Here is a 23446-nt window from a genome sequence, read left to right as displayed (position 1 = left end):
TTGTCTCAATGATTGCCCGGGCGAGGAGATCATGCGGGCAAGACGCGGCCAATGTGAGCCGTCGCACCCCGAATTTTCTTGATGCGGAGGGGTGAACGGTGGTTCACTGGTAAGAGAGTAAACGCGCGTTCACCCCCTTGTGGCCGCCTCACGCCCCGAAGGTTCCGCCCCCTCATGCCCCAAACACGCAGTAAATCCCTGTCCCCCGGCGCCATCACGGCCGTCCTCGCGCTGAGCGGAACCGTGGTGGCGCTGATGCAGACCCTCGTGGTGCCGCTCCTTCCGGACTTCCCGGGCATCCTCGGAGTGACCGCCGACGACGCCTCCTGGCTCGTCACCGCCACACTCCTGTCCAGCGCGGTGGCCACCCCCATCGTTTCCCGGAGTGCGGACATGTACGGGAAACGGAAGATGATGGTGATCTGCCTGGCCATCATGGTTGCCGGCTCCATCGTGGCCGCGGTTGGCGGAAGCTTCCTCTGGCTCATCGTCGGCCGGGCACTGCAGGGGTTCTCCTCGGCCTTGATCCCCGTGGGCATCAGCATCATGCGCGACGAACTGCCCAAGGAAAAGATGGGGTCCGCCGTCGCCCTGATGAGCGCCACGCTGGGCATCGGCAGCGCCCTGGGCCTCCCGCTCGCCGGGCTGCTCTACGAAAGCCTGGGCTGGGAATCCATCTTCTGGGTCTCCGCCGCAGCCGGCAGCCTGCTGCTCACCGCCGTCGTCCTGGCGGTCCCCGAATCGAAAGTGCGCACGCCGGGACGGTTCGATTACCTTGGCGCGGTGATTCTGTCCGCGGCGCTGGCGGCACTGCTGCTGGCCATCTCCAAGGGCGGGTCGTGGGGCTGGGGTTCCGAGCCGGTACTGCTGCTGTTCCTTGCCGCGGCTGTTCTCCTGGCCGCCTGGCTCCCGTACGAGCTGAAGGTCAGCCAGCCGATGGTGGACCTCCGCACCTCCGGCAGGCGGCCCGTCCTCCTGACCAACCTGGCATCCCTGCTGGTGGGTTTCGCCATGTTCGCCAACATGCTCCTGACCACCCAGCAGCTCCAGCTGCCCACCTCCACCGGCTACGGTTTCCAGCTGAGCGTGATCACGGCCGGCCTCTGCATGGTTCCTTCCGGCCTGGCCATGGTGGTTTTCGCTCCCGTTTCCGGCGGCATCATCCGCCGGTTCGGCGGGAAGTCCGCGCTGATCGCGGGCGCCGCGGTCATGGTGGTGGGCTACGTGGGCCGCGTCTTCTTCTGGGACTCCATCGCCTCGGTGATCATCGGCTCCACGGTGGTCAGCATCGGCACGGCGATCGCCTACGCGGCGATGCCCACCCTGATCATGGGCGCCGTCCCCATCACCGAGACAGCCTCGGCCAACGGCCTCAACAGCCTGGTGCGGTCCATCGGAACGTCGACGTCGAGTGCTGCCGTTGCCGCCGTCCTCACCTCCGTGACCCTCACCGTGGGGTCCGCCCGGTTGCCGTCGTTCGAGGCATTCAAGGACGTCTTCTGGATGGCGGCCCTTGCGTCCACGGCCTCCATGGTGGCCGCGGTGTTCATTCCCCGGGCCGCGGCCGCCGCCACGGCAGCGCTTCCCGCACAGGCCGCCAACGAGCTCGTGGTGCAGGGACGCGTCCTGACGGCTGACCGCCGCCCCGTCGCTCCCGCCGTCGTCACCGTCCTCCAGACCAGCGGTGAACCGGTGGACTGGAGCCGGGTCGACAGTGACGGCATCTACTCTGTGGCGCTGCCCGGAGCGGGCACGTACCTGATGGTGGCCAACGCCGCAGGCTGGGCTCCGATGGCTGAAGTGTTCGATTTTGACGGCCGCACGCTCCAGCAGAATTTCCACCTCGAGGACCGCCTGGAGCTGGCCGGAACCGCGACCGTTGGAGGTGCCGTCCTTCCGGATGCGGTGGTGACCCTCCTGCAGGCCTCCGGCGAACATGTGGCAACAACCCGGACCGATTCCGAGGGCCGGTATTCCCTGCCGCTGCCCCTGGCCGGCCGCTACATCGTGACCTTGCTGCACCCTGCGACCCACCAGGCCATGGCCCGGAAACTGGCCGTGGACAACCGCTCCGTGACGGCGGACCTGACGATCGACGCTCCGGCCGGACAGCTGGTGGACGCGTGAGCACCGCCGGGATTTCCAGCCGCGACGCCATCCTGGACTCTGCGGGGAGGCTGTTCGGCGAACGCGGCTACCGGGGCGTGACCGTCCGCGACATCGCCTCCGACGCCGGCGTTTCGGCAGCGCTGGTGATGAAGCTGTACGGTTCCAAGGAAAAACTGTTTGCCGCCGCCAAGCCCGACGAGTCGCTGCTGTCCGATCTCGATGTCCCGGCCGCCGAGCTGGGCGCCACGCTGGTGTTCCGGGTCCTGATGCGCCGGGAGCGCGGGCTGAAGGAACCGTGGGCCATGCTCCCGTTCACCATCCAGGACTCCCCCACGCCCGACGCTGCGCGGCTGGAAACACGCGAACGGTACCTCGCAGCCATGGCCGGGATTATGAAAGACACGACGCCGGACCGCCGCTACGCTTCCACGGTGGTGGCGCTGATGACCGGCTTCGGTGAGGCAGTGCGCACGCTTGGCATGTTCGACGGCTGGGACTTCGATGAGCTGGTGGCCCACTACGGGGCGATCGTCCAGGCCCAGATCGACGCCTGCCCGTAACGGACCGCACCGCCACCCGCCGCTTTCCCCCCGACGGGCGGGCCGGGTTGAGGTGCCGGGTCAGGCCGGGCGGGGTTAGCGCAGGACGATGTCCACCGGGTTCGCCTCGGACCTCCACTGGCCCTCGGCACCGGCCCGCGGCCCGATCACCGGAGACGTGAGCACGCCGGAGCGGTTGGTGCGCTTGTCCCGCAGGATTTCCGTCACGGAGCCGAGGTGCCGGGACAGATCGATCACGTTTTCCGGCGCCGCCAGCAGGAGCTGGAAGCCGAATTCGTGCAGCGCTTTGATGCCGGCCCCGGCGAATTCCTCCGAGGCCAGGACGAAGGCCTCGTCCATCATCACAGTGCCGTAGGTGGTGAAGCCCTGCTCGGCGATGCCCAGCTGGTAGCTGAGGGCCGCGGCCATGATGAACGCCGTGAACCGCTGCCGCTCGCCGCCGGACATGGAGCCCGTGTCCGCGTGCATAAATACGTCGGTCCGCTTGCCGCGCTTCTTGCCCGAGGCCGGGTCAACCACTTCGCGGTGTTCCTTGCACTGGATGAACAGGTGCCCGCGCACATCCAGCACCTCGGCCCGCCAGCGCCGGTCCTCCGGGGTCTGCGAACCCAAACGCTTCACGAGCGTTTCCAGCGACTTGTAGCGGTTGGTGAGCTCGGCGTCGTCGTCCGTTTCAGCTCCGGAAGCCGCCGCCCCCGCAGCGCGCGAGGGACGCGTGTGCCGAATTTTCAGCGCATTCTGGATGGCGTCCTTGAACTGCTTCGCGGTGGGCGGGAGCGTCTGCTTGATGTCGAGTTCCAGGAAGCTGCCCTCATGGAAATTGACCTCGGACAGGATGCCGTTTAGCGGCAGGATACGGCTGGTGATCGAGCGGCGTTCCTCATCCAGCAGGTGCAGCAGCGTGCTGAACGATTCGTGCGTGCGCTGGTTGAAGAACTGACGGAACTCGGCTTCCTGCGCGGGCAGGCCGTCGCTGACTATGGCGTGGTAGCGGGCCTCGAACTCCCCGGCGGCGCCGATGGACGTGCCGTGGTCCGCGGAAATCGCCGTGCCCCATTCACGCACAAAGCCCTCGAAAATGCGGGTGAGCCGCTCCGAGGTCGCCTGGCCGCGGGACTCGGCGGTGTGCAGCTCGGCAAGGAGCCGGGTCCGGACCTCGTTGGCCAGGTTGTCCAGCTCATGCATCTCGCCGACGTCGCCGAACGCGGAGAAGTACGGTTCCAGTGCCGTCACGGTGGACTCCGACGGCGGTGCCTGGCCCAGGCGCGTGCGCGCGGCTTCCAGCAGCGAATCCCCGGCGGTGAGCTGCCGGTCCAGCGCCTTGTATTCGCTCTGGAGGACAGCTGCGGCTTCCGTGCTGGCCTGGTGCTTCTGCCGGGCCACCTCGATGTTGGCCCGCAGCGGCTCCAGGTCAGCCTGCGCGGCGAGGGCATCCTTGAGGCGCTGCTCGATCTTGCCGAGTTCGTCCTCCGCCACTGCCGCGGAAACCTGCTCCCAGGGCCGGTGGTCCTCGGCGATCCGGCGCAGCGCGTCCAGCTGGCGGGTCATGCCCTGGTGCGACTCTTCGCGGCTTCGCGCGAGCTCGGCTGCCTTCGCGAGTTCCTGCTGCAGATCCTCCACTTGCGTCGCCACGAGTTCCAGTTTCGAGGCATTGTCGAAGCCGAGGACGTAGTCCTGCCTGCTGGTGAAGCGGTCGTCCTTCTCCACGGTGTGGCGGTTGCGCTTGACCACGCCGCCAAGGCTCAGGCCCTTGTCCAGCCTGGCCAGTTCATCCGGGTCCTCGACGCACGGGTACGCGAAGTCGACGGCGATCCGCTCACGGATCCACTGCCCGGCGTCGGCCGCCGGCCCCGTGGTGAGGATGTCCAGCTTGGTCAGCAGCTCGCCGTCGGCCACGTCCTCCGCGGCCAGCGCACCTCCCGCCAACGGCTTGGACACGTCAATGGCGCGGAGTGCGCCGCGGACGGAGTTGTCGTTGAGGTAGCGGGTGACGGCCCCGAAGTGTTCACCGGGAACCAGCAGCGTGGTGGCCAGGTTCCGCAGCGCGCGCTCGGCGGCCGGCCGCCACCGTTCCTCCCCCTCTGCGAGGTCGATCAGCTCGCCGCCGAACGGCATCTGCTCTTCGGGCACGCCGGTCGCCGCGGCGATCGCGGTCCGGTTTTCAATGCTCGACGGCGGCAGCAGGGACTTGCGCGTCTTCAGCGAGACGAGCTCCTGCTGGGCCGCCGCAAGTTCACGTTTCTTCGTGGCGTGGCCGTCGAACGCCTCAAAGCGCAGCTCCTTCAGCGCCTCCGAGTCGCCCTGCAGTTCAGCCGAACGGGCGGCCGCGTGGGTGTGGGCCTGCTCCCAGCCCTCCGCCGTCCACTCAAGGTCCAGTCCGGCCTCGGCCAGGGCCTGGCGCGCGGCTTCCTCGATCTGCTGGCGCAGCTTGAGCCCCACCCGGGCGTTTTCCAGCGACTGCTCGATCGCCGAGATCGCGTTGCCGCCCTGGTTGTTGTAGTCCGCTTCAAGCTGCCGCAGATCCTTGGCCAGGCCGTCCCGGACCGCACGCTCCGCGGCCAGCTCCCTTGCCTTTGCCTGGGCGAGGTCCTTGTACCGGACCAGGGTCTTCTCGTGGACCGTGACGGCCAGCTGCTGCTTGTAGGCATCGAACTCTTCGCCGGCCAGCTCCCGCAGGCGGTTCGCGTCCAGCAGGGACTGCGCGTATTCCTTGTTCAGGCCGGGCACCGGAGCAAGCTGGTCACGCTGCTGCCGCACATCCTCCAGCCGCTGCCGGATTGACATCAGGTTGCTGAATTCCTCGACGACGTCGTCCGCCGCGGCCAGCGTGGCCGGCGCATCGAGCACCTGGTCGCGGAAGAACGTGTTGACGCTGCCGCCCAGCCCTTTGCCGGCCTGGATCACGCGGAGCAGCGGCAATGCCTGGTCCGAGTTGATGCCCAGCAGCCGGCGGAAGCGCTCGGCGAACGCCTTGTGCACGTCGAAGACCTGTGCGTCCGGAAAGATCACGTCCAGTGCGGCCTTGGTGAAGCGCTTTTCCGCAATGCCCTCGATTGCGGCGAGGTCCAGTGGCTTGTTGTCGATCAGGTAGTACCGCCCGACGCTCGACTCCGTGCCGTTCTTCGGCAGGTCGAACAGCGCCGACACCGTCACCTTCGTGCCCGCTGCGTTATCGAACGTCAGGGCGACGGCGGACCACGTGGCACCGGGGCGCTGGAAGGCACTGGCCGAGCCCTCGCCCACGGCCTTGTCGCCCACCTTGCCGCGCATGTACGTGAACGTGGTCCTCTTGTCCTCCACGGCACCGGAGCGCTGCGCCGCGGCCTCGTTGGAACGCGGCCGGGCATCGAACACCCGCAGCATGGCGTCGAACAGCGTCGACTTGCCGACGCCGGAGTTGCCCGTCAGCAGCGTGCCGTTGCGGTCCACATGCATGGTGTGGGCGCCGTGGAACGTGCCCCAGTTGACCACCTGAACCAGCGCGAGCCGCATCTGGCCCGGGTTGGTGAGCTCGCCCATCGGCAGCATGGTTGCGATGCTCACTTGGTGCTCCCTTCAGCGTCGTCCTCAGTGTCATCATCCGGGCTGGCGGGACTGTCACGGTCGAGCTCTATCAGCGCTTCCGTACCTGTCGGGTCTGCCGTGGCTGCTACCAGCGCTTCGATCTGGGCCGGGATGTCACCGATGTTTTCGAAGGGGAGGGCCAGCGGGAGGGCGTTGGAGATGGTGTAGACGTCCTCGAGGCCGGTGGTGATGAGGAGCTGGCGGGCCAGGAGCTTGGTGATGGCGCGGTTGACGACGTCGGAGTCCCGCAGCGCGTCCTGCTGGCCGGACGGCTGGTAGTGGGCCACCAGCTCGGCGATTTCCTCTTTTGTGATGGTCGGATCCGTCTGCGCCGTGACGTGGCGGTCCAGCAGGAGTCTCAGGCGCAGCAGCACGATGGTCTCCACCCGGCTCAGCGCACGCTGCTGGCGGAGGATGCTGGAACGGGTGCTGCCGCCGATGGCGTCCGGATCCACCGGGCGCAGCACGGCCACCTTCCGTTCATGGTCAAGCTGGAGCGTCAGGAAAAGCTCCGACAGGCGGCTGCGGAGGATCAGCTGGTTGTCCAGCAGCGTTGTCCACAGTTTCTCGTCCCGGCCGCCGTCAATGTACGGGCCCTTGAGCAGCTTCACCAGAGCCTGGCGGACCTTCATCGGCAGCACGCCCGTATCGCCCGGGAACAGTGCGGCGCCGTCCACGAAGGTGTCCCGCGGGGTGACCGTAAACGGATCTGCGTAGGTGTGTTCAGGCGCTGCGGGGGCTTCCGGCGTCTCGACGGGCCCGGCCACCGGGGCTGCCGTCGTCGTCATCTCTTCAGTCATCGTCAATCCTTTGTGAGCGTGACCACCGGCAGGAATGCCTTGCGGGTGGTGCCGTCTATCTGTTCGAAGTCGATGGCGTCCCAGCCGGCGCGGTCGAAGCCGGCGCCGTCGTGCAGCGCGTGGGACAGCAGGGCGCGGATGGAGTTGATGTGGCGTTCCTCCGGCGGAAGCTGCTCCCACGCCTCCGGCAGCGTGGCGGCCCCGGCGAGCGCGGCGCGGATGGCCGCCGGTTTGGCCTTCCCGGTGCGCGGCGAGCGCACGCGGTCCGAGTCGCTGAAGGCAATGGGGTCGGCCAGCTTGGGCGGGGCCGCGAACTCGTCGGGGTCAAAGAGCTTGACCATGGACAAGGACTCGAAGCCGGCATTGAAGAGCACCGGCCCGGGCACCAGCCCAGGGCGTTCCCGTTCATACGGCAGCGAGCGGATAGCCTGTTCGGCCTCGCGGAGCACCTTGCGGAGCCGCACGGACTGGCGGAAATCGTCACTCTGGACGTAGGTGTTGAGGCTTTCGCTGAGCTTGCCGTAGATCCGCTGGATCTGGCTGTGCTGGGTGCGGAGTTCGGCCACCAGGTTCTTCAGCGTTTCGCGGTCCTCGTGGCTGAGGTCGTCCGCGAACTGGCGGCTGAGCACCTCTCCTATCGCGGAGCGGAACCGCAGCTGCTGCTGGGGGTCCTCCAGGAACGCCGTGAAGGACCGGAACGTCCTTCCTTCGGGACTCTGCCGGAGCCGCTTGTCCGCCTCCAGCACCTGCGCCATGGTGGCGCCCTTGCTGAGGGATTCCTCGATGATCTGGTTGCGGAGCTCGCCCACCAGTTCCTCGATCCGGTCACGCATCTTCTTGTAGTCCGCCGGCAGGCTGGCTGCGAGGTCCAGGATGTTTCCGGCGGCCTCCACGGCCTCGTCGTCGTCCAGCAGTCCGTCGAAGTCGCCGGAGCTGATGTCCTCGATGAGCTGCCGCCGCTCCTCGATCTCGTCCTCGAGGGACTCCAGCCGGGCGGTCTGGTCCGGGTTCGTCTCATTGGCGAGCTTCTCGACGTCGCCCAGCAGAGTCCCCAGCCGGGAACCGTTCAGGGTGGAGCGTTCGCTGGAGAGGCTGTCGAGGAAGGCGAGGACGCGGGCCGCGGGCTCCGTGACTTCGTAGACGATCTGCCCGGACTGGTTGCGGCGGGTCAGGAAATTCTTGCGGGTCCATTCATCGCCGAAGGACTTCCCGTTGGCCACCCCGCCCAACCCCGGGTCCTGGCGGCGGAGCTGCTCGAGGAAGGCATCGACGTCGGCATGGAACTCTTCCAGCGGAAGCTGGGGACGGGTCCGGGTAAAGGAAGCCTGCAGGACCGCGATGACCCACGGCGCGGACCGGGTGAGCGCCCATGCCGGTCCTTTGGTCAGGAGTTCGAGGTCCCGAAGCCGGGCATTGATCGCGTCCGCGGAGGACGGTGCGGATCGGGACACACACCCTCCTTCAGCTGCCACGGGACTCGTCGGGCAGCGGAAAACCCGAAAACTGCCAACTACAAGGTTAACGCAGTGCGCCCGGGAGCCGGCCCGGCGCTCGTTTCACCCCGTATCCGGCCCCCGCCGAATCCGCGCGGACCCCGGGGCACCTCCCGCGAAGCCGGCAGTGCTGTTACGTGTGTTACTGGTGGGGTTACAGTGACCGCACCGTGACCTACGGACCGGTAGCATTTCGATCCCGTATCAACACCTGCGCCACGGCCGTCCGGGGCTGGTTGGGGGCGCCGTCCGCACCCTACGCTCGTGCTACTTGATCCAGCCAGGCAATGATGCAGGGGGAAACATGCAGTTCGATCTCAGCGCAGTAGAGACAGGCACTTTCGTGTTCATCGGAACGCTCGTGTTTGGCCTGCTGATTGTGGCATTTATGATGACTGCCGGCTTTCTGGCCATGGTGCTCGTGGGGTTGGGCCGCTTCGCGTGGTTCATCATTGCCGGCACCCTGCTGGGACTGGTGCACGGCATCAACCACCTCTGGGACCGACTGGTGCACCACGCCTCCACGGTGGAGCTTCCCGGCGACTTTCAAGGGCAGCCTTCCCCTAGCACGGGAACCTACCCGCGGGTAGCATTGAGGGACAGCTGAAGGGTTCCCCACCCGAGGCGGACCCAGGGCTCGAGCCGGCCAACCCGGTTAGAGGAGATGCCCCGTGAGCTCTGCCACTGACAGTCCAGCCGCCGACGTTCCCGTCGCCCCCGACAAGATCGGGCCAGAGGCCACCGAAGCCGATGCCCGGGCCATTACGGAGGCCGCCCGGGAAACAACCTGGGACCGGCCCAGCTTTGCCAAGGGCCTGTACCTGGGCAGCTTCGACCTCTCACTGATCCACCCCTGGCCCGAAGCCAGGACCGAGGACGTGGAACGCGGCGAAGAATTCATGGCCCGCCTCACCGCCTACTGCCGGACCATGTCCGGCCGCCTGATCGAGCGGGACGCCCGGATCCCGGACCAGTACCTCGCCGGCCTGGCCGAGCTGGGCGTGTTCGGCATGAAGATCCCGCGCGAGTACGGCGGCTTGGGCCTGTCCCTCGTGTACTACGGCCGGGCGCTGGCCCTGCTGGGTTCGGTGCATCCGAGCCTCGGGGCGCTGCTGTCCGCCCACCAGTCCATCGGCGTCCCCGAGCCCGTGAAAGTGTTCGGCACCGCGGATCAGAAACAGGAATACCTTCCCCGCTGCGCCGCGGGCGCCATCACGGCGTTCCTGCTCACGGAGCCCGACGTCGGGAGCGACCCCGCCCGGATGGGCAGCACCGCCGTTCCCACGGACGACGGCGACGCTTACGTCTTGGACGGCGTAAAACTGTGGACCACCAATGGCGTGATCGCCGAACTGGTGGTGGTCATGGCGCTGGTGCCGCAACACACGGATTCCGACGGAACCGTCCACAAGGGCGGCATCAGCGCCTTCGTGGTGGAAATGGACTCCCCCGGAATCACGGTGGAAAACCGCAACGCCTTCATGGGCCTGCGCGGCATCGAGAACGGCGTGACCCGCTTCCACCAGGTCCGGGTGCCCGCGGCAAACCGGCTCGGCCGCGAAGGCCAGGGACTGAAGATCGCCCTCACCACCCTCAATACGGGCCGGCTTTCCATCCCGGCCCTCTGCGTGGCGTCCGGACGGTGGAGCCTGAAGATCGCCCGCGAGTGGTCCAACGCACGCACCCAGTGGGGCCGGCCGGTGGGCAAGCACGAAGCTGTGGGCAAGAAAATCGCCTTCATCGCCGCGAGTGCCTTCGCCCTGGACGCAGTCTTCGAACTGTCCGCCGAAATGGCCGACGCCGGCCAGAAGGACGTCCGGATCGAGGCCGCCCTCGCCAAGCTCTGGTCCACGGAGATCAGCTGCCGGATAGCCGACGAGCTGGTGCAGATCCGCGGCGGCCGCGGCTTCGAGACGGCGGATTCGCTCGAAGCCCGCGGCGAGCGCGCCGTGCCGGCGGAACAGCAGCTCCGTGACCTCCGGATCAACCGCATCTTCGAGGGTTCCTCGGAAATCATGAAGCTCCTGATTGCCCGCGAGGCCGTGGATGCCCACCTCGCGGCAGCCGGGGACCTTGCCTCCGCGGATGCCAGCCTGTCCGACAAGGCCAGGGCCGCCGTCGGCGCTTCCGGGTTCTACGCGAGGTGGCTGCCCAAACTGGTGGCGGGCGCCGGCATGGATCCGCGGTCCTACACCGAGTTCGGCAGGCTCGCCAAGCAACTGCGGTTTGTGGAGCGGTCCTCGCGGCGGCTCGCCCGGCAGACGTTCTACGGGATGGGCCGGTGGCAAGCCAAACTCGAGCACAAGCAGGCGTTCCTGGGCCGGATCGTGGACATCGGCGCCGAGCTGTTCGCCATGGCCGCATGCTGCTCACGCGCCGAAGGGATGCTCCACACCAACCCCGAGCGGGCCGCCACCGCCTACGAACTCGCCGAGGCGTACTGCGAGCAGGCGCGGGTCCGCGTGGATGAGTACTTCGACCAGCTGTGGCGGAACACGGACGACGCCGACCGCGACCTGACGGAAAAGGTGCTCGCCGGTGACTACACCTGGCTGGAGGCCGGGGTCCTGGACCAGTCCGAAGGCACCGGACCCTGGATCGCCGATGCGTCTCCGCGGGCATCCGTGAAGGAGGACCTGCACCGCAAGTACCGCTGATTCCCGCCGATTTTCGACCCGCCGGAGATGCTAAGCACCCTTGCTACCACCGGCATGCCGTGGTTAGGTGGACGTAGGACCACCATGCACGTCTCCGCATAGCGGTGGCCGGCCCAAACAATGGGTACGGTTCAATCGATGGAAGCGAGAACGCCTGATGAGCAGCACAGTAGGACCCGAAGACAGACAGTCCCGCCGCGCCGCCCGCGGCGAGGGCGCCGACGGCATCGACGCCGGCAACCGCACGGATGGCAGCCGCGTAGAAAACAGCCGGGTGGAAAGCAGCCGGGTGGAAGACAGGCTTGAGGGCCGGCGCAGCTACGCTGACGCTCCCGGCGGCAGCCGTAATTTTGACGCCGGGACGGACTACGACGACGACACCCGGGCCTATGCGGTGCCGCCCGCGAGCGAGCACCCTCTCGCTGCCGACCCGAATGCTGCGACCCGCGAGACCGTGATTGCCCGCGAGAAGGAGCAGTTCGGCGGGATCAAGATTGGCTCGGCTTTCTTTGGCTGGCTGGCCGCGACGGGAACGGCCGTCCTGCTGACCGCTTTGGTGGCAGCGGCCGGAACAGCGGTGGGGCTCGCTACCAGCACGGACGTCAACGAAGCGGTGAACCAGGCCTCCACTGACCAGACCGTGGGACTGGCAGGAATCATCGTACTGCTGGTGATCCTGTTCGTGGCCTACTACTGCGGCGGTTATGTGGCCGGCCGGATGGCACGCTTCAACGGGGCCAAGCAGGGATTCATGGTCTGGGTCTGGGCCGTGATCTTCGCAGTGCTGGTTGCGTTGCTGGCCATGATCGCCGGCGAGCGCTTCAACATCCTGGCCAACCTGAACAGCTTCCCGCGGATCCCCGTGAACGAAGGCCAGCTGACCACCACCGGGATTATCGCCGCCGTCGTGGTGGCTGTGGTGGCACTGATTGGCGCCGTAGTGGGCGGCCTGGCCGGCATGCGGTTCCACCGCAAGGTGGACCGGGCCGGGTTCACTCCCGTTGAAGCTGACGCGGAGCGCTAGCTCCTGGCCTCGTTAAGCCCAACCTCGTTGAGGTAATACCAGCGCCGGTCAACACGCAGGAACTGGCTGGTTTCGTGGTGGATCCCCCGCTCGCCGTCGTGCCTGAAATAGGCCTTGAACTCGACGATCCCGTCCGAATCCAGGGGTCCGCCGCGGCGGGTGGAAACAATGTCCAGCCGGCGCCACTGCATGTCCGGGTCCAGTTCGAGTTCCGCCGGCCTGGTATCCGGGTGCCAGGTGCGGAGCAAGTAGGCGGCATCCTGGACCACAAAGGCGCTGTACCGGGAGCGCATCAGCTGCTCCGCCGTCGGGGCCTCGGCGTCGCCGCGGTGGAAGCGGCCGCAGCAGTCCGCGTACTGCTCACCGGACAGGCACGGGCAGTTTCCTGGAGGGGGCACAGGTGGTCCTTTTCGTGGATAGCTGGAGGGCGCCAGGTGGCTGTCTCCGACTATATGCCGCGACCTGCCGGAAACTGCGTTGTCATATCCGATAACAGCTTCGACACAACCCCCGAGCGGACCTCACTGCGGGCGTGTTGCCCAGCAAAAGTCCGTATTGTTAAGGGGTGCTTATCGCCGGGTGGTTACAGCCGGCACACAGGCGCTGCAGGCCGTAAGGAGAGGTAAATGGAAGATCCCACCACCATTGCCCTGAACCTGACCTTTTTTGGCACGCTCGGTGTGGCGTTCGTCATGTTCATCGGCCTCTTCCTGGTTTTCGTAGCCACACTGCTGCTTGCAGGGCTGGGCCGGCTGGTCGCCGTCACAGTCATGGCCTTGTTCGGCCGGCGTCCCGCCACGGCGCCCCGTCCCGCCACGGTGACCCGTCCCGCCGCGTCGTCTCCTCCCGCCGGCTCGCCTCGTCCTTCCCCGGCGCCTCGCCCACAACCGAAGCTGCGCAGCTCATCGGAAAAGCAGCCGCGCACAGGCAGCACCAGCCGCCGCGAGACTCCCGCCCTGGCCGAAGACTGGGCAGCCGCGGTGGCCCGGGCAGACGCCCGCGCCGCAGCCCGGGCCAAGGCCGCAGCTGCGCCCGAGGTGAAGGTCACCGTGCGCGATCTCCCCAGCCCGGACGCCCCGGTGGAAGAGGTCAGGGAGGTAGCGCCGCTGGTGGAATCCGCCACGGACCAGCACGCCACCGTCCGGCCCATACCGCGCTCCTTCGAGAAACCCCCGGGACCGGGGTCGATGGCCATGCTGGACACCGGTTCCCTGGTTTCCCTGGCCGGCCATCCGGGCGCCTTGAAGGGCACCCTGCCGGCTGAGCACCGCCGCGCCGGCTGATTCACAATTCGTCATTGACGCCCGCTGCGTTACTCCGGACGACGCAAGACTAAGAAGTGCTTCGCCGGAGCCCTCCGCCGGGCCGATTTTGTGTAGCCTCGTGACGATCCACAGCAATCAGCCGTGGGAGTCAGACGTGAGGAAACCGGGAATGAGCCTCAACCAGTTACGGGTGTTCGGGCGCAGCGGGACCCTGATCAGCCCGCTCACCTTGGGCACCATGAACTTCGGCGAGGGCGCACCGGCGGACCCTGTTGGCGCCGGCGGCACCGCCCAGGGCTATGCGCCCACCGGCGCCGAGGAAAGCATCCGCATCATCAACTCCGCGCTGGATGCCGGCATCACCGCGGTGGACACCGCGGACGTCTATTCGCAGGGCCAGAGCGAGCAAGTAGTGGGCCGCGCCCTCAAGGGCCGCCGGGACGACGTCTTCATCGCCACCAAATTCCACGGCCAGATGAGCGCCAACCCCGCCCACTCGGGCAACTCAAGGCGCTGGATCATGCAGGCAGTGGAGGGCAGCCTCCGCCGCCTCCAGACGGACCGGATCGACCTCTACCAGGCGCACCGTCCGGACTACAACACGGATGTCCTGGAAACCATCACGGCGCTGAACGACCTCATCCGGCAGGGCAAGATCCTCTACTACGGAACCTCCGTGTTCACCCCGGCGCAGCTCGTGGAGGCCCAGTGGCTGGCCACCACCAACCACCTCATTCCGCCGGTGGCCAACCAGGTCCCCTATTCGATGCTGGTCCGCGGCACCGAACGCGATGTCCTTCCGATCGCCCAGCAGTACGGCCTGGGTGTGCTGGCTTACGGTCCGCTGGCCGGCGGCTGGCTGTCCGGGAGTTTTGTCCTGGACGCCGGGAAACCGCCCACACGGGTCCACTCCCTTCCCGGCCGGTACGACATTTCCGGCCCCGCAAGCGAGCGCAAGCTGCTCGCCGCAGATTCCCTGGCCCGCCTGGCCGACAAGCTGGAACTGCCTCTGGTGGACCTCGCGGTCGGATTCGCCCTGAACCATCCTGCCGTCAGCAGCGTGATCATTGGCCCGCGGAGCGAGGAACATCTGCGCGCGTACCTGAAAGCGGCTGACACGGTACTCGACGAAGCCGTGCTGGACGCGATTGATGATCTGGTGCCGCCCGGCACCAACTTCGTGGAGCGCGACGCCGGCGCCGTTGTCCCCTCCCTGGAATATGCGGAACTGCGCCGGCGGTAAACCGCAGGTCGGTGGCGGAAAGCCCTTACCCTGAGCAACCAAGTGGACTACGGTAAACACCATGGAATTCAGATACCTCGGCAACAGCGGCTTCAAGATCTCCGAAATCACCTTCGGCAACTGGCTCACGCACGGCTCCCAGGTGGAGAACGAAGTGGCCACCCAGTGCGTGCGGGCGGCGCTGGACGCGGGAATCAGTACCTTCGACACCGCTGACGTCTACGCCAACACGGCGGCGGAGAAGGTGCTGGGCGAAGCGTTGAAGGACGAGCGCCGCGAGTCCCTGGAGATTTTCACCAAAGTGTTCGGCCCCACGGGGCCCAAGGGCCACAACGATGTGGGACTGTCCCGAAAGCACATCATGGAATCCATCAACGGTTCCCTGACGCGCCTCCAGACCGACTACGTGGACCTGTACCAGGCGCACCGCTACGACTATGAGACGCCGCTGGAAGAGACCATGCAGGCGTTTGCGGACATTGTCCGGCAGGGCAAGGCACTGTACATCGGCGTCAGTGAATGGACGGCGGACCAGATCCGGGACGGGCACGCCCTGTCAAAGGACCTGGGATTCCAGCTGATCTCCAACCAGCCGCAGTACTCCATGCTGTGGCGGGTCATCGAAGCCGAAGTGGTCCCGACGTCCGAAGAGCTTGGCCTCTCCCAGATTGTCTGGTCCCCCATCGCCCAGGGTGTGCTGAGCGGCAAGTACCGGCCGGGGAAGCCGGCCCCGGAGGGAAGCCGCGCCACGGACACCAAGGGCGGCGCCAGGATGATCGAACGCTGGATGTCCGACGAAGTGCTCACCGGTGTCCAGCACCTCAAGCCGATCGCAGCTGAAGCCGGGCTCACCATGGCCCAGCTGAGCATCGCGTGGGTGCTGCAGAACAAGAACGTTGCCTCCGCCATCATGGGTGCGTCCCGTCCGGAGCAGATTGCCGGCAACGTGGCGGCCGCAGGCGTGAAGCTGGACCAGGCCATCATGGACAAGATCGATGACGTTATCGGTTCCCTGGCCGAACGCGACCCCGCCCAGACCAAGTCGCCTGCGTCCCGGGAGGCCTAGCCGTGGCTGCCGGGGAAAGCAGCGCGGACCGGGGGACGGCCCGGCCAACGACCGAAGCCCTGCCCGCCCTGGCCGTCACCGGCTCCACCGGCCAGCTCGGCGGACTCGTCGCCAGGATCCTCGCCGACGCCGGGCTGCCGCAGCGGCTGCTGGTGCGCGACGCCGCCCGGGCGCCTGACCTTCCGGGCGCGGTTCCGGTGGTGTCCACGTATGCGGACCCGGAGCTGGCGACGTCCTCGCTTGCGGGAGTGAAGACCCTCTTTATGGTGTCCGCGTCCGAGGCCGAGGACAGGCTCCAGACGCATTTCGCGTTCGTGGATGCTGCTGCCGGGGCCGGCGTGGAGCACATCGTCTACACGTCCTTTTTCGGGGCCTCCGCCGACTGCACGTTCACGCTGGGCCGGGACCACTACGCCACTGAGGAACGGGTCAAGGCCTCGGGGATGAACTACACGTTCCTGCGGGACAACTTCTACCTCGACTTCCTGCCCCTTCTCGCCGGCGACGACGGTGTCATCCGCGGCCCGGCGGATGGCGGAGTGATGGCGGCCGTCACCCGCGGGGACGTCGCCCGGTGCGCCGCTGCGGTGCTGGGTGATCCGGCGGTACACGTGGGCCGGACCTACAGCCTGACCGGCCCCGAGGACATTTCCCTGCAGCGGGCCGCGGAGCTCCTCACTGCAGGCACCGGACGGACCATCACTTTCCTCAATGAAACCGTGGCGGAAGCCTATGCTTCCCGGGCATCCTACGGCGCCCCGGCCTGGCAGGTCGACGCCTGGGTGAGCACGTACACGGCCATCGCCAACGGCGAACTGGCCGGCCCGACGTCGGACGTTCGTGGCCTCACGGGCAGGGAACCCCTGGGGCTCACGGACTTCCTCAAAGAGGCGCATCACCTCTAGGAGTCCTGCTTGACGGACCGGCGGCGGCGGCGTAGACCTGTGAACACGGGCACCGCCGGCCACGCGGAATCCGCCCGACCCGAAGAAACGGCCCCACCCGAAGAAGAACAGTGCCATGACGAAGCAGATTTCCCGGCGCCGTCAGTCCGTTAAGCCCACGGCGCATGCAGGAGAACCTACGCACGGCCCGCTCACGGCAGAGGAACTGCAGCTGGCGGTCCGGAACCATTCGATGCCGCTGGAGGCCCTGCGGGAAGACACCACCCCGCCGGGCCTGCACTACGTCCTGACCCATTTCGACATCCCGTTCATCGACGCGGACGCCTGGCACTTGCGGATCGGCGGTGCCGTGCAGCGCGCCGTCGAGATCAGCCTGCGCGCCCTCCGCCGGGACCCCGCCATCAGCATCCCGGTCACGCTGGAGTGCGCCGGCAACGGACGCTCGCTCCTGCATCCGCGGCCGATGAGCCAGCCGTGGCGGCTCGAGGGCGTGGGCACCGCCGAGTGGACCGGGGTTCCGCTCGCGTACTTGCTGGCCCAGGCCGGAGTTGACGACGACGCCGTCGAAGTCGTCTTCACCGGCGCCGACGCCGGCATCCAGGGCGGAATCCGGCAGAAGTATGCGCGAAGCCTGCCGATCAAGGAAGCGATGCGCCCCGACGTCGTGCTGGCGTACGAGATGAACGGCCGCGAACTGCCGCCGCAGCACGGCTACCCGCTGCGGCTGGTGGTCCCGGGCTGGTACGGCATGGCCAGCGTGAAGTGGCTGGAGTCCATCCAGGTGGTGACCCACCCCTTCGAGGGATTCCAGCAGGCGGTGTCCTACCGCTACCAGCAGGACGCGGACGACGCCGGCACTCCGGTTTCGCGGATCAGGGTCCGTTCGCTGATGATTCCGCCGGGCATCCCGGACTTCTACACCCGCAGCAGGGTCCTGTCCCCGGGACCGGTGATGCTCCAGGGCAGGGCCTGGTCCGGCCAAGGCTCCGTGGTCCGCGTGGAGGTGGGGATCGACGGGAAGTGGGTGCCCGCGCATCTCGGGCATCCGGCCGGGCCGTTTGCGTGGTGCGAATGGACGTTGCCGTGGGTGGCGGACCGGGGCGAGCATGAGCTCGCCTGCCGGGCCACCGACGCGACCGGGCTAACTCAGCCGCTGGAGCAGGCCTGGAACTACCAGGGCATGGGGAACAACGTGGTGCAGCGCGTCAAGGTGAGCGTCGAGTAGCTGCCCAGTCCCCGGACAGCGGGGTCAGCAGCCTTCGAAATCCGTCAGCACCTTCACTTTGGATGCCGAGGCGGACGAGGGGTCGAAGGTGTAGCCGAGCCATTCCCGGGCCAGCCTGCGGGCGAGTTCCACGCCCACCACACGCTGGCCCATGGTGAGGACCTGGCAGTCGTTGGAGAGCACCGAGCGCTCCACCGAGAACGAGTCGTGGGCCGTGGCTGCCCTGATGCCGTCCACCTTGTTCGCGGCGATGGCCACGCCGATTCCGGTCCCGCAGAACAGGATGGCCCGGTCCGCGCGGCCTTCCTTGATCATCTCCCCCGCAGCGATCCCCACGTACGGGTACGGCGTGGTGAACTGCGCGGGGGCATCGCTGCGGTTGACGCCGATATCGATGATTTCGCTGACCCGGGGATCGTTGCGCAGGTCCGCCGCGATCCTGTCCTTGTAGTCCACGCCGGCTTCGTCGGCGCCCAGGATGAGTCGTATGCCCACGGCCTGTCCTTCCCCTGCAGTTGCGGGATGTGTCATGACGGTGTTCCTGCGGGCTGGCGGGCTGCCGGTCCTGTCGTTTCGGCAGCAGCCGGCGCGGCAAGGCCGGTAAGGTGCGGGCCCATGACGGTGAAGATCATGGCCAGGGACGTGGCCCCGGGGTCCGCGGTGCCTATGCTCTTTTCGGCGAGCGGCCGGGCGCGGCCCTTGAGCGGACGCAGCGAAGCGGTGGCTTCCGCAGCCGCGGTGGACACGGCGGCCGCTTCGGCCCACGCCGTTGCAGCAGGCTGCCCGCCGTGGTGGCTGCCGTCAGCCAGCAGCCGGCTGAACGTCTCTGCGAAGGGCAGCAGGGCGTCCACCATGGTCTTGTCCCCGATTTCCGCCTTGCCGAGGCCGGTGATCCTTGCCGCGAACGCGCTGACGGCTGCGGCTAATTCCGAAGGTCCGGGAGACAGCTGGTTGCCGAGTGCTTCGCCGAAGGACCTCAGCCCGGCACCCCACAGCACGCCGGAGGTTCCGCCGGCTTTATCCGCCCACGCATCCCCGGCGGCGGCCAGGACGGCTCCCGCGCCGGCGCCGCGGGCAGCGGCATCCGCCGCCGCGGCCGTGGCCGCGTCGATGCCGCGGACCATGCCGCGGCCGTGGTCTCCATCGCCGGCCACGGCATCCATGTCCCCGAGGCGCGCTTCGGCGCCGTGCAGGGAGTCCCGGGCGGCAGCGAGGGCTGCGAGGCAGTTTGCCGCGTAGCCGCGCGACTCTTCGGTTGCGTCGAAAGCATCGGGTGCGGCGGCGCCGTCGGACTCTTCCTCTGCCGAGGCATCACCGGACTGGAGGGCCGCGTTACCCCTGCGGTACGCCGGTGTTTCGGCCGGCGCGGTCCAGAGCGGCTCAAGTTCGTCGTCCAGCCAGGTGATGGTGAGGGAGACGCCGGACATGTCCAGGCTGGTGACCAGCTCGCCCACTTCCGGCATCACCAGCGTGTAGCCCGCGGCGCGGAGCAGCGGGGCAATGGTGAGCCAGAGGACAAAGAGTTCCTCATGCTTGGTGGAACCGAGGCCGTTGAGGATGACGGCGATGCGGTCGCCAGCGCCGTGCGGGGTCTCGGCCAGCAACCGGGAGACGAATTCCTGGCCCAGCTCCTTGGCGGGCGGCAGCTCGGTGTCGAACAGGCCGGGCTCGCCGTGGATGCCCAGGCCCAGGCCCATCTGCCGGTCCTTGAGGGTGAACAGCGGGGTTTCGGCGCCCGGGAAGGTGCAGCCGTGGAAGGCGCTGCCGATGGTGCGGGTCAGGCTGTTGGCTTTGCGGCCAAGGCGCACGACGTCGGCCAGGTCCGCGCCGGCTTCGGCCGCCGCACCCATGATCTTGAAGACGGTGAAGTCGCCCGCGATACCGCGGCGTTTCTCCGATTCCGACGGCGGGGCGCTGGCAACGTCATCCGTCACCAGGACGTTTTCCACCTGGATCCCCTCCGAAGCGAGCCGCTCCCTGGCCATGCCGAAATTCAGCACATCCCCGGCGTAATTGCCGTAGGTGAACACCACTCCGGCGCCGGACTCCGCGGCCTTGGCCACGGCATAGGCTTGCTGCGCGGAAGGCGAGGTGAAGATGTTGCCCACCACGGCGCCGTCGGCCAGTCCGGTGCCGATCAGACCGGCGAAGGCCGGGTAGTGGCCCGACCCGCCGCCCGCGAGGACAGCCACTTTGGGCTTGGCGGGGCGGCGTCGGCGCACAGCCCCGCCGGTTACCTGGCGGACCAAGTCGGCGTGGACGTCGCAGAACCCGGCGAGGGCTTCCTCTGCAAAGTCGGAGGGATCGTTGAAAATTCTGGTCATGGCGGGCTCTCTACCTTTGGCGGGACGGCTGCTAGTGGATGTGGCTTCCGCCGTTGATGTCGATGGTGGTTCCGGTCAGGTAGGCCGATTCCTCGGAGGACAGGAAGGTGATGACGGCGGCGATTTCCTCGGTGGTGGCGTTCCGGCCCAGGGGGATGCCGGCGTTGATGGCGGCTTCCTGTTCCTCGGTGCTGCCCACGCGGATGTTGGTGTCCACTGCGCCCGGGGTGATGGCGTTGACGGTCACGCCGGTGGCGCCGATTTCACGGGCCAGGGCCTTGGTGAAGCCGAGGATGGCGGCTTTGGCGGCGGAGTAGGGGACCTTGCCGAACACGCCGCCGCCGCGCTGCGCGGAAACGGAGGACATGTTGACGATCCGGCCCCAGCCGGCCTCGATCATGTCCGGCAGGAATGCCTTGGTGACGAGGTAGGTGCCGGTGGCGTTCACGTCCATGACTTTGTGCCAGAGTTCCAGGGTGGTTTCCAGGAACGGAACAGGGGAGGTGATGCCGGCGATGTTGGCCAGGGCGCCCACCGGGGGAAGATTGCCGGCGCTCACTTCTGCCTTGACGGCGGCGTAGGCGGCGTTGACGGAGCCCTCATTGGCGACGTCGATCTCGTGGCCGTATGCCGGGACGTTGAATTCGTTGCCGATGTCGGCGGCGACCTTGGCGGACTTCTCGCCGTCGAGGTCCAGGATCACCACTCCCCAGCCCTGGCTGGCGTAGCGGCGTGCGGTGGTGATGCCGATGCCGCGGTCAGAGGTGGCCCCGGTGAGGACGGCGGTGCGCTGGATGGTGGTAGTCATGATGCTCCTTGGTTTCTTGGTGGTGCGGGTTGCTTGGTGGTGGTCGTTAGATGAGGTCGGTGATGAAGCTGGCCGCTTTGGCAGCGGCGGCGGGGCGTTCGTCGTGCGTGACATCCCGGGTTTCCAGTTCGAGCGAAAAGTGGCCGGTATAGCCGCGGCCTGCGAGCGCGCGCAGCCCGGCGGCGAAGTCCGCCTGGCCGTTGCCGATGCTGAGGTTGATGTTTCCCGGCACGGCATCGCGGAGGTGTACGTGGGCAATTCGGCCGTCGTGCCGGTCAAGGTATTCGAGCGGGTCCTCGCCGGCCGCAACGATGTGGCTGAAGTCCATGACAATTCCAATGCCGGAACCTGCCAGCCGCTGCGCCAGCAGTTCCGCGCGCTCCAGGTTCCAGCAGAACCTCAGGAAGTGCAGGGATTCGGTCCAGAGTTCGACGCCGAATTCGGCGGCGCGCTGCCCGGCATGGATGAGCGAGGCGGCGATCGTGTCCAGATCTTCGTCCACGCTCCGGACGGGGTCGTGGCCCAGGGCGCCGCACGGAAGGACTAGCGCCTTGGCACCGGTGTTGGCCGTGAGCGTGAGCAGGGCTTCCAGGTGCCGTTCGCGCGCAGCCTGCTGGCGGGCGTCGAGCACTGCATTGAGGTCCCCGATATCCCCGTTGACCGAGCGGACCCGCAGCCCTGAGGCCAGAACGTCAGCGGTAACTGCCTCGACGGCGTCCCCGTCCAGTTCATACGGGACGTGGTCGCACACGCCGGGAAGCGCACCAAGGTCGATTTCGTCGAAGCCCAGGGAGCCGATGGTCCGCAGGGCGGTGCGCAGGTCCTGATGGCGGAAGCTGATGGACGAGCAGCCGAGGCGGGAATTGAACATCGTCGTTGATCCTCTGGATGAGCGGGGGTGATGTGTATCACTGTAGGGCGTTTCACTGTCAACAGTCAACCTCCAACATTGACTGTTGACATTGAAGCATGACCGGGGTCACACTGGCATATCATTTGTTAACAGTCGACAGCGGCGGTGCGGAAGCGTTCCCCGCTCTTCGAAAGGGATTCAGCAATGAGCAACGAAGCTCTGAAAATGCGCGGCCATGTGCATGGCACCAAGGACGCGAAGCGCGTCGCCATCGGCTCCGGCGTCGGCGCCGTCATCGAGACGTATGACTTCATCGGCTTCGGCACCGCCGCCGCGCTGTACTTCGGGACGGCATTCTTCCCCACCGGCGACCCGGTCACGGGAACGCTGGCAGCCTTCGCCACTCTTGGCGTCGGCTTCGCAGCCCGCCCCATCGGCGGCGTCATCGGCGGCCACCTCGGCGACAAGGTGGGCCGCAAGCCCGTCCTGGTGGCGTCCCTGATCCTCATGGGCGTGGCCACGTTCCTCATCGGCCTCCTGCCCACCTACGAGCAGGTCGGCCTGCTGGCACCCGCACTGCTGGTCTTCGTCCGCATTGTCCAGGGCCTCGCCTTCGGCGCTGAATGGGGCGGCGCCATCCTGATGAGCTACGAACACGCACCCTGGAAATCCAAGGGCAAGTACACCGGCATCGTGCAGGCCGGCTTCCCCGTGGGCCTGCTCCTGGCCAACCTCGTCTTCCTGGTCAGCGTGAACCTGGGCGGCGAACTCGCCTGGCGCGTTCCGTTCCTTGCCAGCATCGTGCTCGTCGCCGTCGGCCTGATCATCCGCTCCAAGGTCCCGGAATCCCCCGTCTTCGACGAGGTCAAGGAGAGCGGCTCCATCGTCAAGTCGCCGATCATCGAGGTCATCAAGACGGACTGGCGCAGCATCGTCCGCGGCATCGGCCTCCGCATCGCCGAAACCGCCGGCTACGCCGTATCCATCACCTACATGATTTCCTACCTGCACACCCAGCACCTGGCGGATAAGACCCAGACGCTCGTTGCCCTCTGCATCGCCTCCGCCATTGGCATCTTTGCCACCATGGCCTGGGCACGGCTCACTGACAGGATCGGCCGCCGGCCCCTGTACATCTGGTCCACTGCCTTCGCACTCCTTTTCGGCATCCCCATGTTCCTGCTGGTCAACACCGGAATGTTCATCTTCATCATCGCCACCATCGTCATTTCCTACGCGGTCTGCCAGAACTCCCTGGCCGGCGCCCAGGGTCCGTGGTTCCCCGAACTGTTCCAGGCCAAGACGCGCTCCTCCGGAGCCTCACTGGCCTACCAGATCTCCGCCATGGTCTCCGGATTCACGCCTTTCGTCACCACCCTGCTCTTCGTTGCCCTTGGCTGGATGGGCCCCGCCCTTCTCTTCAGCTTCTACGCCGCCATCGGTCTCTGGGCCGCCCTCGTGACCCGGGAAACCTGGGGCAAGCGCGAACGGCAGCTGGCAGATGAGGCCACCAAAAGCACCCCCCAGGCAGTGAACGCCTGATGACCGCC

General features: G+C 67.3%; 19 protein-coding genes. 11 read left to right on the top strand and 8 right to left on the bottom strand.

The features are described 5' to 3' along the window. Window positions 1-174: 174 nt before the first annotated feature. Both ASF98_RS09060 and ASF98_RS09055 read left to right on the top strand, forming a co-directional pair. Window positions 175-2127 (top strand): MFS transporter, encoded by a 1953-nt coding sequence (locus ASF98_RS09060; RefSeq protein WP_055800543.1) that lies wholly within the window; start codon window positions 175-177, stop codon window positions 2125-2127. Then, window positions 2124-2669: a TetR/AcrR family transcriptional regulator gene (locus ASF98_RS09055; RefSeq protein ID WP_055800540.1), complete on the top strand. Its 546-nt coding sequence runs from the start codon at window positions 2124-2126 to the stop codon at window positions 2667-2669. The genes ASF98_RS09060 and ASF98_RS09055 overlap by 4 nt, the downstream gene beginning before the upstream one ends. Before the next feature lie 75 nt (window positions 2670-2744). Here ASF98_RS09055 and ASF98_RS09050 read toward each other — a convergent pair whose 3' ends face one another. From ASF98_RS09050 to ASF98_RS09040, 3 genes are read right to left on the bottom strand one after another with little or no spacing between them, the layout of a single operon-like run. After that, window positions 2745-6212, bottom strand: coding sequence for an ATP-binding protein (locus ASF98_RS09050; RefSeq protein ID WP_055800537.1), 3468 nt, complete (start codon window positions 6210-6212; stop codon window positions 2745-2747). Further along, a complete protein-coding gene (locus ASF98_RS09045; RefSeq protein ID WP_055800536.1) occupies window positions 6209-7033 on the bottom strand; it encodes a DUF4194 domain-containing protein in 825 nt (274 codons plus the stop codon). Before ASF98_RS09045 ends, ASF98_RS09050 begins: the two co-directional genes overlap by 4 nt. Window positions 7034-7035: 2 nt before the next feature. Further along, entirely contained in the window at window positions 7036-8484 is a 1449-nt protein-coding gene (locus ASF98_RS09040) for a DUF3375 family protein (RefSeq protein WP_055800533.1), read from the bottom strand. 346 nt (window positions 8485-8830) lie between these two features. Here ASF98_RS09040 and ASF98_RS09035 point away from each other — a divergent pair, with 346 nt between their 5' ends. The 3 genes from ASF98_RS09035 to ASF98_RS09025 all read left to right on the top strand — a co-directional run bounded on the left by ASF98_RS09035 (window position 8831) and on the right by ASF98_RS09025 (window position 12207). Beyond that, a complete protein-coding gene (locus ASF98_RS09035) occupies window positions 8831-9133 on the top strand; it encodes a hypothetical protein (RefSeq protein ID WP_055800530.1) in 303 nt (100 codons plus the stop codon). Window positions 9134-9197: 64 nt separating this feature from the next. Beyond that, window positions 9198-11183, top strand: coding sequence for an acyl-CoA dehydrogenase family protein (locus ASF98_RS09030; RefSeq protein ID WP_055800527.1), 1986 nt, complete (start codon window positions 9198-9200; stop codon window positions 11181-11183). A 157-nt stretch (window positions 11184-11340) separates the two neighbouring features. Continuing rightward, complete coding sequence (locus ASF98_RS09025; protein WP_055800524.1) at window positions 11341-12207, top strand: TIGR04086 family membrane protein; 867 nt, start codon at window positions 11341-11343, stop codon at window positions 12205-12207. On the opposite strand, the gene ASF98_RS09020 is transcribed toward ASF98_RS09025, so the two are convergent. Next, complete coding sequence (locus ASF98_RS09020) at window positions 12204-12605, bottom strand: YchJ family protein (protein ID WP_235505744.1); 402 nt, start codon at window positions 12603-12605, stop codon at window positions 12204-12206. The genes ASF98_RS09025 and ASF98_RS09020 overlap by 4 nt on opposite strands. 228 nt (window positions 12606-12833) lie before the next feature. Between ASF98_RS09020 and ASF98_RS09015 the strand changes: the two genes are divergently transcribed. From ASF98_RS09015 to ASF98_RS08995, 5 genes are all read left to right on the top strand, one after another. After that, window positions 12834-13490 (top strand): hypothetical protein, encoded by a 657-nt coding sequence (locus ASF98_RS09015; protein ID WP_055800513.1) that lies wholly within the window; start codon window positions 12834-12836, stop codon window positions 13488-13490. 151 nt (window positions 13491-13641) lie between these two features. Beyond that, window positions 13642-14715, top strand: coding sequence for an aldo/keto reductase (locus ASF98_RS09010; protein WP_055800510.1), 1074 nt, complete (start codon window positions 13642-13644; stop codon window positions 14713-14715). A gap of 61 nt (window positions 14716-14776) precedes the next feature. After that, a complete protein-coding gene (locus ASF98_RS09005) occupies window positions 14777-15781 on the top strand; it encodes an aldo/keto reductase family protein (RefSeq protein ID WP_055800507.1) in 1005 nt (334 codons plus the stop codon). A 2-nt stretch (window positions 15782-15783) separates the two neighbouring features. Then, window positions 15784-16686, top strand: a complete 903-nt coding sequence (locus ASF98_RS09000) for an SDR family oxidoreductase (RefSeq protein WP_235505743.1) — start codon at window positions 15784-15786, stop codon at window positions 16684-16686. A 115-nt stretch (window positions 16687-16801) separates the two neighbouring features. Continuing rightward, the gene (locus ASF98_RS08995) at window positions 16802-17911 is read left to right on the top strand and encodes a sulfite oxidase (RefSeq protein WP_055800505.1); all 1110 of its coding nucleotides are present in this window, start codon (window positions 16802-16804) and stop codon (window positions 17909-17911) included. A gap of 24 nt (window positions 17912-17935) precedes the next feature. Here ASF98_RS08995 and ASF98_RS08990 read toward each other — a convergent pair whose 3' ends face one another. From ASF98_RS08990 to ASF98_RS08975, 4 genes are read right to left on the bottom strand one after another with little or no spacing between them, the layout of a single operon-like run. Further along, window positions 17936-18442, bottom strand: a complete 507-nt coding sequence (locus tag ASF98_RS08990) for a ribose-5-phosphate isomerase (protein WP_326949654.1) — start codon at window positions 18440-18442, stop codon at window positions 17936-17938. Then, window positions 18439-20235, bottom strand: a complete 1797-nt coding sequence (locus tag ASF98_RS08985) for a dihydroxyacetone kinase family protein (protein WP_055800502.1) — start codon at window positions 20233-20235, stop codon at window positions 18439-18441. The genes ASF98_RS08990 and ASF98_RS08985 overlap by 4 nt, the downstream gene beginning before the upstream one ends. 31 nt (window positions 20236-20266) lie before the next feature. Further along, a complete protein-coding gene (locus tag ASF98_RS08980) occupies window positions 20267-21043 on the bottom strand; it encodes an SDR family NAD(P)-dependent oxidoreductase (RefSeq protein ID WP_055800499.1) in 777 nt (258 codons plus the stop codon). Window positions 21044-21089: 46 nt separating this feature from the next. Further along, the gene (locus ASF98_RS08975; RefSeq protein WP_055800496.1) at window positions 21090-21914 is read right to left on the bottom strand and encodes a sugar phosphate isomerase/epimerase family protein; all 825 of its coding nucleotides are present in this window, start codon (window positions 21912-21914) and stop codon (window positions 21090-21092) included. Window positions 21915-22100: 186 nt separating this feature from the next. Here ASF98_RS08975 and ASF98_RS08970 point away from each other — a divergent pair, with 186 nt between their 5' ends. Beyond that, window positions 22101-23438, top strand: a complete 1338-nt coding sequence (locus ASF98_RS08970; RefSeq protein ID WP_055800494.1) for an MFS transporter — start codon at window positions 22101-22103, stop codon at window positions 23436-23438. Window positions 23439-23446 lie beyond the last annotated feature (8 nt).

This window comes from Arthrobacter sp. Leaf337 (assembly GCF_001423745.1).
Taxonomy (GTDB): Bacteria; Actinomycetota; Actinomycetes; order Actinomycetales; family Micrococcaceae; genus Arthrobacter.
Note: the sequence above shows the minus strand (reverse complement) of the source record. Positions and strands in the feature narration are given on the sequence as shown.

Bases quoted from the DNA above. Each gene is read 5' to 3' on its own strand.
- ASF98_RS08970 (WP_055800494.1), top strand. From the start codon at position 22,101: ATGAGCAACGAAGCTCTGAAAATGCGCGGCCATGTGCATGGCACCAAG.
- ASF98_RS08990 (WP_326949654.1), bottom strand. From the start codon at position 18,442: ATGACACATCCCGCAACTGCAGGGGAAGGACAGGCCGTGGGCATACGA.
- ASF98_RS08985 (WP_055800502.1), bottom strand. From the start codon at position 20,235: ATGACCAGAATTTTCAACGATCCCTCCGACTTTGCAGAGGAAGCCCTC.
- ASF98_RS09035 (WP_055800530.1), top strand. From the start codon at position 8,831: ATGCAGTTCGATCTCAGCGCAGTAGAGACAGGCACTTTCGTGTTCATC.
- ASF98_RS09005 (WP_055800507.1), top strand. From the start codon at position 14,777: ATGGAATTCAGATACCTCGGCAACAGCGGCTTCAAGATCTCCGAAATC.
- ASF98_RS08975 (WP_055800496.1), bottom strand. From the start codon at position 21,914: ATGTTCAATTCCCGCCTCGGCTGCTCGTCCATCAGCTTCCGCCATCAG.
- ASF98_RS09015 (WP_055800513.1), top strand. From the start codon at position 12,834: ATGGAAGATCCCACCACCATTGCCCTGAACCTGACCTTTTTTGGCACG.
- ASF98_RS09010 (WP_055800510.1), top strand. From the start codon at position 13,642: ATGAGCCTCAACCAGTTACGGGTGTTCGGGCGCAGCGGGACCCTGATC.
- ASF98_RS09060 (WP_055800543.1), top strand. From the start codon at position 175: ATGCCCCAAACACGCAGTAAATCCCTGTCCCCCGGCGCCATCACGGCC.
- ASF98_RS08995 (WP_055800505.1), top strand. From the start codon at position 16,802: ATGACGAAGCAGATTTCCCGGCGCCGTCAGTCCGTTAAGCCCACGGCG.
- ASF98_RS09045 (WP_055800536.1), bottom strand. From the start codon at position 7,033: ATGACTGAAGAGATGACGACGACGGCAGCCCCGGTGGCCGGGCCCGTC.
- ASF98_RS08980 (WP_055800499.1), bottom strand. From the start codon at position 21,043: ATGACTACCACCATCCAGCGCACCGCCGTCCTCACCGGGGCCACCTCT.
- ASF98_RS09025 (WP_055800524.1), top strand. From the start codon at position 11,341: ATGAGCAGCACAGTAGGACCCGAAGACAGACAGTCCCGCCGCGCCGCC.